Raw genomic sequence first — 10,590 nt, 5'->3', positions numbered from 1 at the left:
GGTGTCTCGCATCACGACTGCCTGCCCCAGAGCCACCCTAACAGTCTGGAATTTTGAGCAGCCCCATCAGGTCAGGCTACCGTTTTTAGCAGTCCTGCTTGATATAGATGTTGAGCTTATTGATCCTCAAACTCGCAAAGCCGTGTCGCAAGAGGCCTGTCATCACCTTAAAAGCGCAAAGCTTCTCAGCAAAATTGTTCAAATCGACGAAGAGCTACAGACACGCATGGATGCCCAGTATGAGCTCGACCTGATCAGGATTGACGCCATGTCGAAGGTCACTTTGCGTAACGGGTGAGGCCAAGTTCGCCCCGCGCCACGTCAGCCCACGTTCCATGCTCTTTTTTAGGTGTCTTGATAGAAGCTTTCGCCAAAATGGCTTCGAAGAAACGCCGCCTGGGGCGCGGCCAGCTCCTCCAAACGCTCAATGACATAGTCAGGCAACTGCAGCGGTGCCGTTTGATGGACCCTTTCAGCAGCTTGAGGGTACTCAGAGGAAGCCAAGCCACAATGATGCTCAATCTTGCGCAGAAGGCTCAACGGTTCTTTGCCGATTTGTCCGTAGGGTAAGTACAGCAATTGATCGTCTGTAAAACGTGCGCTCCACCGCGGCACATTGTTCAGATAATCTCCGCGCGTACGAAGCGCAGGCATGTCTAAGAGCGCCTCCCACTCTTTTGGCGATGCAGGCAGTTTTTTTCCGCGGTGCGCATTCATGCGCAGCTGAGACTTCAACCGGTCCAAGGGGTTACGGATGAGGTAGATCAGTTTACTCTGCGGCAGAAAGCGCTTGAAAAAGTCCACGCCCTCATCCGGAATACATGAGTACTCCGGCGTGACATCGAGGCATTTTTGATCCTCCGGCGCTCGGGAAAAAATGTACTTATACCACGTGCCGTTCAAAATGGGCGCGGTCTGAAGACGATCAAGATATGCCAGATAGGCCTCATCTGGGGGTGAGGCGCTTGCAAGATGGCGCGCGCGCGCCCCCTGAAGTCCCTGTTTGACATGCCACGGCGCCCACCGCCGGCATTCAGCAATGAACTTATGGTCAAAAAAATGCAGTTCCTTGAACGGCGGCACCCAAATGTCCCGTCTGGTTGCCAAAGTGACATGTAACCAAGATGTGCCTGCCTTCTGCGCGCCGATACACAGGATATCGGGTTTGCGACCTTTGTTCATATCACGTCCTGCCTGCCAGGCTCACCACCGGCTCAAACATTATTCTTCATAATCCGCTGTAGCCGCTCTTTGATTTTATCGTCTACCAGAGGCGCGGCCTTCACCCCCGATATACGCTTGAACCGCCGATAGACGCTTGGGCCAAGCTTTAGGCGTTCAATCACCTCCATCAGGACCTTTCCGGCCGTCGGCTCCGATGCTGCCACCTTCGCCGAACGCGCAAACATATTGTCGATCATATCCCCCTTCTCCACCCAGTAGGTAAGCATGCCATCAAACAATGCCCCTCCCGATGAAAAGCGTCTGCGCGGGGGCCACGGACGCTTTGGGTAGAACAGTTTAAGCTCGCTCTCATGCAGCTTCGCCGTATTTGCGTAGATACTGGCACTCATTCCAACAGCACGTTCTCCGGAACTTCGGCCCAAATCGGCGACCGTATCAGCGATCGACACCAACCAGCGTAGGGAAAGCTCTGACCGGATCACCTCAAACTGTTCATCCAAGATCCGCCAAAAGAGCCTAAGGGCACTCTCGCAGCTCGGATCCCTGCGCAGCACGACGATCGTACAGGCCAGCAGGTGCGCGAGACGAGAGGCCCCAGAAAACTCCGGCTGAAGCTTCTGAAAATGAGCTACCAGATCTTTTGACCGCCCCGCCCAAGCCCCTGTGGGAGAGCCCGGGATAATCTCATCGGCGAAAGGCTCAAGCACAGAGCTCTCATCAGGCAGCGCTTGCGCAGCATCTTTCAGAAAGATCTTTTCGTCCGAGAAATAAGCGGGCCAAAGATCGTAGACCGTCCTGCCCTTAGGCCTCAAAGGTTCGAAGTTGTATCTTTTTGTTGCGGCTTCAGGGCGACCGGACGCATACCCCAAAAAGCGATAGTCATCCGCAAACAGGCGCATGAAGCGCTCTTCTTCCTCCGGCCGCCACCGCTCCTCGTGTTTTTGCCCGCTCCGAGACGCGCGAAGTCGCGGCAGTTCTGCTGCGATCCCGAAGTTCGCACAAAACGCCCCAAAATCCTCTTCGAGGGTTTCGAACCGAAGAACCGTGTCTGCATAAAACAAACAGTTAAACGGATGGGTCTGGGGAATGATATGATGTTTGAAGTTCCAAGGGATGTCCCGATGACTACGGTCATGGCCAACCCACGGGTCTTCCAACACGTCGAGCGCTTGCGAGATGGACAGATCAGGCCATCGCGGCTCGGCGTAATAGTCCCCCTCCAACTGATTGCCGAACTTGAACATCCGGAAAGCAGAAAGAAATCGAGCTTTAGGCTCGCGAACAACCGTCAGGCTGGGTCGGTCTCGGAAGCGCTCCGGCACATGACCAAAGTACCGTCCTTCAAGCTTCCCAAGCGCGTCGCGCACCGATGTGCCGCCGGTTTTGGGCAGGTGGATGAAAACAATACGCGGCTTGTCGATTATGAAATTTGTCATCTCTTCCTGGCTTAACCTTGGAGCCGGTACATGGGCCGCTTATCCAAACATCGAATAAAAAACGCGCAGTGTACAGAAACCCAGAGCCGCAAACACAACTTCGCCCCAGCCGATAAATGGGCCTACCGGCGAACCAGCATCGCATGGGCTCGTCCTTGCCCCCTGATCAATAGGAACCGGTCGGAGAGGCTTCCAGTATCACAGCAGGGGCACGGGCTCACCTTGCGGCATTGACCCCAAAAACCTGATGCGTTTCGTCTGGCATCCGCTCTTCGAACGCGGCCTCCTCGGCACCGTCGATCACATTGTCGAAATCACCGATGGTGAGACGCAGCAGCAGCACTGCGTCGGCCAGACAAAATCGACTTACTACTGGCAGCGAACTGATAGGCCTTATCAGCGTAGAAATAATACCACGCCAAGGCATTCTCTCACAGTAAAACACCCCGAACTGAACTCCGTATCCTGACAGGGAACAAGCCATAAGCATTTACTGTCAGAGGCCTCCGCGGGGGGCTTTGGTAAGAAGATGGGGCACGGTCATCTGATCATAGCAACCCCATCTGCAGCCGCCTATGCGGCGGAGAAAGCTGGGCCCGGCGTAAAGGCAGCATGAGCAAGCTCTGCCACCGGTGTTTCTAAGCCGCCTATTCGGCGGCAGAACCGGGCCCAGTAAGAAGATACAGCGGTTCCACGCAGTGACCATCTAAAGCGTGTTTCAGTATTATTTAACTGACTTGCGCCTTTACCAATCGTAGAAGTGTCGGGCTCGCCATCGAGGCAGTGGCCCAGACATTTCAGGGTGAAATCCTCAGAAATCCCGCCCTCGTCAAAGTTCGGCGCGAACAAATGGGTATCCGATGAGATAATCAGCAAGATTTTGGCGAAGACCACAAAAGGAGGTCTTCACACGGCGGCCGCAACCAAGCGCTCCATGCGGGCTTTCTCAAGCCACTCTTCAAAGCCGAGGATGGTTTGTTGGGAACTGACAGCCTGCATCCAATCTGCAAGTGGATCGCTACCGGTATGCGTCAGATCGTCGTCGATGTGGCCATTTGCCATCCAGCTCTCCTGCTGGATGCGCCCCAGCCAGTCATAGAGCGATGGGATTTTACCGCGGCAATCTTCCTTTACATGCTGCTCACCGATCCAGCGAACCGGGATGACCCGGCCCGCGCTGTTGGTCAACGAGCGGCCAAATATCCGCTCTGCTTCAAAGATCCCTTGGGTGTGATGGCGCAAGGCACGATGCGTAAAATACGCCATATGCTCTTTTGAGGCATCAAACCAATCGTGAACCGCTTGGTAGTCCGCCGCCTCACCACCAAAGCGGCGCGCTGAACTCAATGCATGATGAAGAGGATGCGCCATATTATTGATCCTTATGGAGTTCAGGTTCAGCTTCTTCGTAACCGTAGTCACAGTAGCTTAGATTGATCTTGTCCCGCTGCAGGTCCCATTCCAATGTGCCACCACCGCCGCAGTCGATCTCGAAGCCGGGGTTATAGGAATAGGCAAAATCCCAGCAGAAATTCTCCAGGCGGTCATGCAGATCATCGAAAAGGGAGATATCCGAAGGCGTGAGGCGGTATCCTTCGACGTTACCGGAATCGCTGTAGCCTTCGTAGTATACGAGTGCCTCGGTGACACCCGCGCGGCGCAGGTCGGCGGCAAGCGCTGCACGGGTAGCGGCCAGCTTTTCTTCAGCTGCATCTCTTTCAGCCAGCATCCGGCTCAGGTAAGTGGTCTCTTGTGTCATTTTGTTCTTTCAGAAAGGTCTATGGGGGCAAAATTGCATGGCTTGGGGGGGCGCAGAGCCCCCACCCACATGCGGGGGCTTACGAGGTGGCAGCAACGGGCTCGCCATCGACCCAGGGCCCCAGCCATTGCATGGTGGAATCCCCCGAGCACCCGCCGTCGCCAATGCCTGTGACGATCAGTTGAGTATCCGTTGCGATAAACGGCAACTCTTTAGAGTAGGTGTAAAAGTCACAGAGCGCTGCTGCGCCAGCGAGAAAGGCGCGCCGCTTTGTGGGCAACGGTTTTGGGCGCGGATGGTCCACCCTCGATCCAAAGAGGTGCCGGTCTTTTTCTGGCACTCGGAAAGACAGCCCCCAAACCCAACCCTCAGGGTGTTTCTCGAGTGAAAAATCGATTGTCTCCTCCCCGCGTAGGCGACCTTTCAGCCAAACTATCCCGGCCGGGGGCAAACGGTTTTTCGCCAGCAGAGCCACGAGAACAACTACATCCAAAGGTGCCGCATCATCGTTCGTCATGAACGTATCCTTTCCTAATTGAGTGAAGGCCACTGCAGCCTTCCTGATCAAAAAGTCGGATCATCCAAATGGCGACGGAAACGCCTTGAGCAACTTTCTGTGCCAACGCCGTCCTTTTCGGCGACAAGACATTGTTTAGACTTAATATTTTTTTGTCTTTCTGGCCTTGAATCTCGCCCCTATGGGCCTGCGCGCGCCCATGGGCGCGCGAGTGCTCGGGGAGAGGCCCTCCCCCGGGGAACGACGGGATCTTGAAAAGGTCGAGATTGCCTATCTCATCCCCCGCTACCGCGGTGCGGAGGGGAAACATGAAGGCACGGATCGAAGGGGCAGCCCCTCGTGGGATCGTAGCAACGGCCTATTCCGAGCTGCCTTCCGTCCATCGCCTCGAAGAGACAAGGGGACTCACAGGTATGCGCCAAAGAGCGCACAGGAGACATGTGGCCGACCCTGGAAAAGCCCATTCCACCCCCGCCCTCCAGAGAGGAACGAACCGCAGAGCTGCGACCTCGCCCTCAAAGGCGGATCGCTGGGCCTTAGTTTCTGGGCCCTCGATGACCTTCACGGAGGGGCCGGGGTCAGAAAACCTTCAGCGTGCATGTGGTATGCGCGAGAACCGCCATCCTGCGGTCGGCCCGATGACCGGACGGCCCGGCGCTGGCCTCAATTTGGCGCAAAGGTGCCCCATGACCGTTCAGGGATGGCGGACACATGGCAAGGCGAGGAAATACCATGATCCGGCTCCCATAAAAAAGGGGGCGTCCCGCGCCTGTGACACCCAGCCATCCACAGATCACAAGAAGTATGTGATATGTGACCGCCTTGATATGAACGGTTCTGGCGCATGTCAGATGTGCAGCTCAGTCTCTAACACTTTCAAAATGGAAAGCTTTTCATGCGAACTGTGGCAAGGCATGCAGGCCACGGTCAAAGCTCTCTGCAAAAGAGGCTCGAAACGGCTGGAGGGGGCACTCACAATGTTGAGGCCCCCAAGCGCGACCTTTGCAATTTTTCTGATCGCCGCCTCAGAGAGTGCGACATGGCTTTTCTTCTTGTCGCTCGCCCAGATCGTCTCCTTGGCGGTGACGGACCGCAACAAGTTGTGACGACAGCTTGGCCTTATCCCAGATAAACTGCGGCCAGTCATGAAGTTCGTGGATGTAAGTCATATTTTACGCATTCTTTGCGGAGATTATACGACGCAAACTCCGCAGGACAATCACAAACACCGCAGCAAACGCGGAGAATAAGGGCGACGACCTCCGCCTACGAAGCGTTGCCGGACTTTATGCGTCGAACACCTCCGCCAGCAGCCCGTCAATCATGCTTTGACCCTTGGCCCGCTGCGCCCGTTCAAATTGCGCCGCTTGGTAGGCGAATTGCGATCGCGCATCGCGCTGAGCCGTAAGAGCCAGCGCCATTTCCACCCCTTCCGGCCCCAATTGTCCAAGCTCTGTATGTATCCGAGTACGCGCAATATGCGCCCCGGTCCCCATATGCCTGCGCCAAGCGCTGGAAGGATAGCCGTCGGCAAGTCCTTTGCCAGATACGTCGCGCAGTACCGGAACTTGTTCCGTCTGGGAAAGCGGGTGGAGATGGGCCAGATGATCCACATTCATTCCGCGCAAAAGCACAGCATCCACAAAGGGCTCCAATCGTTTATGTAGTCTGCCGCGTAGCGGCTCATCTTCTTTCGTTGTCGTGATATCGATGCGGTAGCAGTCCCCATCATACCATATATCCTTTCCCCAAATGAGCTGGCCGTCACCCAATCGCAGCGGGATCAGCGTCCAAAAGGCGATACAGAACGCCTCGTTAAGCAGTCGTATCTTGGTAGGCCGCCGCTTGACCTCAGCGCTCTGCTCAAGAAGTGCATGCGCCAGCTGCCAGGTTTCCTTCAAATCAGGCAGTTGTTCATAGCGACCGAACTTCAGTGGCACGACAGACTGCAAGTCAGCTCGTAGCGCGTTCTCATGCGTACGGATCGCCTCCAGCGTCAGCCTGTCAATCCCAAGGGCGTCTCCAAATTTACGCAGCCGCATGACAGCGGTATGTCGTGTAGCGGGCCGATCCCCTTGAGATGTATAGGCGGGGGCCTGACGCGTCTTGGCATGCGCCGTGCGCGATGCCTCCATCCGCCGAACCCCTTCAATGGTAATAGCGACTGGAGCACCTGCATCGATCTGCACTTTTGCATATTCACGCAAGATATCTTCGGTGTTGTCGATCACGGAGGGGGCCGGCACTGCTTCATGCAGCGCCACAAACCCCGTGCGCCAAGCCGACAATTTGGCACGCCAAGCGGGCGGCAGCGCATCAAGAGCGACACGCCGCTGCGCTGCGGGGCGCAGCACGGACCCCGCTTTGGCAGGTTTCGGGGGCTCTTTGCGGGCGATCGCCTCAGATAGGATCACATGTGCGGCAGGACTACCCGGCATCAAAGCATCGATGGCGGCTTTGAGAGAGCGCAAGCGGCGGCTCGACGCCACGTCTGCCCCAAAAGCGAGGTAGTCATCGACAGTTGGCACCGTGATCCCACGCGCGGCTGTGAACGCGAGAAACCGTGCAAAAACGCGCAGGTCCTCAAGCGCTACTTCCTCGAACCCCTTCAGGTTGCAGTAAGGCGCCATCAAAGGGTCAGCCGCAAGCGCCTGCCTGTCTCGACGGTCACAGCTACGGCCGGTGCCTTTCTTTTCACGGATCGCGTCACGTATCGTGCAACAAACCGGGGTCCCCGCCGGCACCAACCGGTCAAACGCGGTACGCAGGTTCTCCAATTGCCGCGGTGAAGCATCCCCTTCTGCAAACGCAAGGAAATCCGAAACCGTCGGCACAGCAATCGCGCGTGCTTGCGCAAACCTAAAGAACTTATCCAAGGTGCGCAGCTCACGTAAGCCAATCTCATCAAGCCTGGGGGCTGCGCGGTAGGGACCAAAATGCGCCGCAGATAGAATCTCTGCACGGCTGCGGGTATCGTAAGTCTTAGTCATCCATCAATCCGATCATCATGTCCTGACCCCGCTCAACGAGCTTGAGCGCGTTAAGCCAGCCGTAGAACTGGCGCAAAGTGGCCGCGGTATCGTCGATACGCTTGGCAATCACTTCGATCTCGTTCGGATAGCGATCGAGCAAAAGCGACGTTTGACCATGGCGCATTTGGTGCGGGGTCATCGGCAAGCCAACAACCGCACGCATGACTTGCGAGAAGTGCGCGGCAAAGAAGTCCGCGTTGAGAGAGCGCCCCGGCTTGCGTACCGCAGGAAAAAGAAAGGGGCTTGTGTCTGCATGCGCAAAAAGCGGGCGGATTACCTCAAGATACCAGCAAATCGTGTCATATGCGCCGTATTTGTTGCGCGCGATCGGGAACTCGATCACGGCATTGTTCTTCGTCACCGCCGCAGGCAAGAAGACCTTGAAGGGCTTTTTACCCTTCTTGGGGATGCGGAACTGCGCGTCTTCACCGACGCATGTCAGCGCCATCACATTGCGGCGCCGCAAGGGGGCCCCTCCGATTTCAATAGCTGCAAAACATGCACAAACCCCGAGCATGCGGACTTGGGAGATCTCAAGCGCTGTGAGTTTGCGACCCTCGGCCTTAGCCTGCGCCAGAATCTTTTCGGCGGCAGCGCGCAGCGCCAAAAAGGACGTGAGGAAACGGCGCCGCAGGTGCTTCTTTTCCACAAGCCGTTCACAGAATTTGCGATTGGCCTTGGTCATGGATTTTTCGGCCCTACGGCCTGCGCGCGCAGTTTTGTTGTTCGCAAGAACCTGGATCATACCGCTGCAGTCCAGGCCGAGATGCGCGCGCAGCTGGTTGAGGACTTTGAGATATTTGCGGGCGCTGCGCGGCTCGAGGTGCCCCTTTGACTTCGGTTCATGCTGGCGGCGAAACAGCTCACCCGCGATGCCATAGAGCGTTTCATCACAGGCCAAGATGGCTTTGAGATCGCCTTCTTCACGGCTGATCATGCCGATATCCAATCCCGCCCGTAAAGCTGTGCGAAGAGCAGACTTCATCACATGCGCATGCGGCTCATGCCTATCGGTGAACTCCTTTGCGACCGGATCCCAGGAATTATTCGTGACACTCTCGATCCAGGTGATGAGCTGGTTTTCCCAGTCTTGCGGGATCTCTTTGTGCGCCGGCGCCCGGCGCTCAGGCACAAAGTTAATGGGCTCCGCTGGCAAATGTGGCAGAAGTTCAGGAAAGGCGCGCAGCTCATCGAGACGCTTGAGAGACCGCGCATGAGAGTCTCTCACATTGCCACTGAAATCCCGGTCAATCTGCCGGGCCCGCTCTAAAGTCATATCCCATGGTTGCCAGCCGTAAGACCGCGCAACGAGCGCAAAGCTTTTCAGCATCTGGAGCTTCATCGGATGCCAATCCGATGTACCTACCCGCCCCTGTACGCGCGGCTCAATGGCCGCAAGCAATACTGTCCAGTCATCCTCCATTGCCCGCAAGCGGGCTTTCTCGGCGTGAACACCGCAAAACGACTTCAGCGCAGCTGTGAGTCGGCCCCGGAACGTCTTGTAAGCGCGCTCGGTCGGCCAATGATCAAGGTCAAACCCCTTCAAAGGGAACCTCTGCGCAATAGCAGCAAGGTCTGCGTCAATCGCACTCAACGGCCGGTTCAGTATCGATGCAGCTTTGTCAATCGCGCCCAAGTAGCTTGTTTGGGTGCTGGCGGTAAGATCGGTTCTTGCGGCCGTATAAGCGCGAAACTGTGCAAAGCTGGACACCTCCGAGGGGATGGTGGCCGCAATGCTTGCCACAGGGGAAAAGACGGCAGGGGGTCTGCCAGAGAGATCAAGCATGAGATGTCCTTTCAGGAAAGAGGTTGATCATGGAAAATAGAGAAACCGCTAAGATGCTGGTTTTTCCGGTTAAATGCGCAGCGGACATAAACACCTTCGCGGTTGCCGCCCGTGAAACCGGGGGGGTGTTTATGTCCGCACCACTTGCATGAGGTCTTTGCCGCTTAATGGAAATTGCTATGTCCCAAAGACCATTCTGCAATCCGTAGCGCCCCGCGGGACGGGGACCGGCGGTGCCGTGGACCCACCCATGCGGCGTCCTCAGCAGGCCATTTTTGAAAGCGCCCTCACCCGTTGAGCAAGGCGAGACAAATGGCCATGTACTGGGCGGGGTTTCAATTTTGCGGGCCAAGAAGGGCCACCCACAAGACATGCGACGGTAACGATACCGCCTCAGCGCAAGGTTAAGCGCTCCGCGGGCCGACCAGATTACTGGGGATCGCGCAGAGCAGCCCTCTCCGATCCTGTTCTTTTCCAAGACAAGAAATGCGGCGAAGACCTTGCGAGCAAAGAGGGCGTTGAGCGTCATCTTCGGGAATTACGCCCCGGAGGGGTTGGTCCCAAACTCAGAGGTTAGGCAACGCCCCCCGCCCACAGTGGGGCGACGGCAGACAGCGGGCCCGCAAACCGAAGGGTTTCATTTGCAACGCCCCCAAGCTGCTTGACTTAAGGTCATCCAAAAAAAGATTCAGATTTTTCTTAATCGCGTTTCCGCGCCGAATTCGACGTACCCAAATCACTTATACGGGCCGCGCAGGACATCACCTCACGGCCACCGCCTAAAACCGGAGCGCAAAACGAGACCGCGTCTCCATCTGCTTACACAGACCCCAACACCATAGGTTGGGATTAGAAAGAGAGAATAAAAATGAAGT

At 56.4% G+C, this 10,590-nt stretch carries 11 protein-coding genes and 1 pseudogene; 3 read left to right on the top strand and 9 right to left on the bottom strand.

The annotated features are described in order from the left end of the window. Positions 1-298: hypothetical protein (locus ACGYLQ_RS20245; protein ID WP_394444573.1), on the top strand; the 298-nt coding region annotated here is incomplete at its 5' end. Positions 299-345: 47 nt separating this feature from the next. Here ACGYLQ_RS20245 and ACGYLQ_RS20240 read toward each other — a convergent pair. The 6 genes from ACGYLQ_RS20240 to ACGYLQ_RS20215 form a co-directional block, all read right to left on the bottom strand. After that, positions 346-1,182, bottom strand: a complete 837-nt coding sequence (locus tag ACGYLQ_RS20240) for a sulfotransferase family protein (protein WP_394444571.1) — start codon at positions 1,180-1,182, stop codon at positions 346-348. 32 nt (positions 1,183-1,214) lie between these two features. After that, complete coding sequence (locus ACGYLQ_RS20235; RefSeq protein WP_394444569.1) at positions 1,215-2,621, bottom strand: sulfotransferase family 2 domain-containing protein; 1,407 nt, start codon at positions 2,619-2,621, stop codon at positions 1,215-1,217. A 217-nt stretch (positions 2,622-2,838) separates the two neighbouring features. Next, complete coding sequence (locus ACGYLQ_RS20230) at positions 2,839-2,964, bottom strand: hypothetical protein (protein ID WP_394444567.1); 126 nt, start codon at positions 2,962-2,964, stop codon at positions 2,839-2,841. Between the two features lie 563 nt (positions 2,965-3,527). Continuing rightward, the gene (locus ACGYLQ_RS20225; RefSeq protein ID WP_394444565.1) at positions 3,528-3,992 is read right to left on the bottom strand and encodes a DUF6915 family protein; all 465 of its coding nucleotides are present in this window, start codon (positions 3,990-3,992) and stop codon (positions 3,528-3,530) included. 1 nt (position 3,993) lies between these two features. Next, positions 3,994-4,380, bottom strand: coding sequence for a hypothetical protein (locus ACGYLQ_RS20220; protein ID WP_394444563.1), 387 nt, complete (start codon positions 4,378-4,380; stop codon positions 3,994-3,996). Between the two features lie 79 nt (positions 4,381-4,459). Next, positions 4,460-4,897: a hypothetical protein gene (locus ACGYLQ_RS20215; RefSeq protein ID WP_394444561.1), complete on the bottom strand. Its 438-nt coding sequence runs from the start codon at positions 4,895-4,897 to the stop codon at positions 4,460-4,462. A 686-nt stretch (positions 4,898-5,583) separates the two neighbouring features. Here ACGYLQ_RS20215 and ACGYLQ_RS20210 point away from each other — a divergent pair. Continuing rightward, a complete protein-coding gene (locus ACGYLQ_RS20210) occupies positions 5,584-6,003 on the top strand; it encodes a hypothetical protein (protein ID WP_394444575.1) in 420 nt (139 codons plus the stop codon). Here ACGYLQ_RS20210 and ACGYLQ_RS20205 read toward each other — a convergent pair. The 3 genes and pseudogenes from ACGYLQ_RS20205 to ACGYLQ_RS20195 all read right to left on the bottom strand — a co-directional run. Next, positions 6,004-6,066, bottom strand: a pseudogene (locus ACGYLQ_RS20205) (hypothetical protein); the annotation flags it as partial. A gap of 117 nt (positions 6,067-6,183) precedes the next feature. Then, a complete protein-coding gene (locus ACGYLQ_RS20200) occupies positions 6,184-7,887 on the bottom strand; it encodes a hypothetical protein (protein WP_394444560.1) in 1,704 nt (567 codons plus the stop codon). Continuing rightward, positions 7,880-9,715: a hypothetical protein gene (locus ACGYLQ_RS20195; protein WP_394444558.1), complete on the bottom strand. Its 1,836-nt coding sequence runs from the start codon at positions 9,713-9,715 to the stop codon at positions 7,880-7,882. The genes ACGYLQ_RS20200 and ACGYLQ_RS20195 overlap by 8 nt, the downstream gene beginning before the upstream one ends. A 29-nt stretch (positions 9,716-9,744) precedes the next feature. On the opposite strand from ACGYLQ_RS20195, the gene ACGYLQ_RS20190 reads away from it, so the two are divergent. Continuing rightward, positions 9,745-9,867: a hypothetical protein gene (locus ACGYLQ_RS20190; RefSeq protein ID WP_394444557.1), complete on the top strand. Its 123-nt coding sequence runs from the start codon at positions 9,745-9,747 to the stop codon at positions 9,865-9,867. Positions 9,868-10,590: the final 723 nt, after the last annotated feature.

This window comes from Sulfitobacter sp. 1A12779, assembly GCF_043557315.1.
Taxonomy (GTDB): domain Bacteria; phylum Pseudomonadota; class Alphaproteobacteria; order Rhodobacterales; family Rhodobacteraceae; genus Sulfitobacter; species Sulfitobacter faviae.
Note: the sequence above shows the minus strand (reverse complement) of the source record. Positions and strands in the feature narration are given on the sequence as shown.

Excerpts from the sequence above, each read along its gene's own strand:
- ACGYLQ_RS20215 (WP_394444561.1), bottom strand. The coding sequence starts at position 4,897 with ATGACGAACGATGATGCGGCACCTTTGGATGTAGTTGTTCTCGTGGCT.
- ACGYLQ_RS20210 (WP_394444575.1), top strand. The coding sequence starts at position 5,584 with ATGACCGTTCAGGGATGGCGGACACATGGCAAGGCGAGGAAATACCAT.
- ACGYLQ_RS20225 (WP_394444565.1), bottom strand. The coding sequence starts at position 3,992 with ATGGCGCATCCTCTTCATCATGCATTGAGTTCAGCGCGCCGCTTTGGT.
- ACGYLQ_RS20200 (WP_394444560.1), bottom strand. The coding sequence starts at position 7,887 with ATGACTAAGACTTACGATACCCGCAGCCGTGCAGAGATTCTATCTGCG.
- ACGYLQ_RS20220 (WP_394444563.1), bottom strand. The coding sequence starts at position 4,380 with ATGACACAAGAGACCACTTACCTGAGCCGGATGCTGGCTGAAAGAGAT.
- ACGYLQ_RS20190 (WP_394444557.1), top strand. The coding sequence starts at position 9,745 with ATGGAAAATAGAGAAACCGCTAAGATGCTGGTTTTTCCGGTTAAATGC.
- ACGYLQ_RS20235 (WP_394444569.1), bottom strand. The coding sequence starts at position 2,621 with ATGACAAATTTCATAATCGACAAGCCGCGTATTGTTTTCATCCACCTG.
- ACGYLQ_RS20195 (WP_394444558.1), bottom strand. The coding sequence starts at position 9,715 with ATGCTTGATCTCTCTGGCAGACCCCCTGCCGTCTTTTCCCCTGTGGCA.
- ACGYLQ_RS20240 (WP_394444571.1), bottom strand. The coding sequence starts at position 1,182 with ATGAACAAAGGTCGCAAACCCGATATCCTGTGTATCGGCGCGCAGAAG.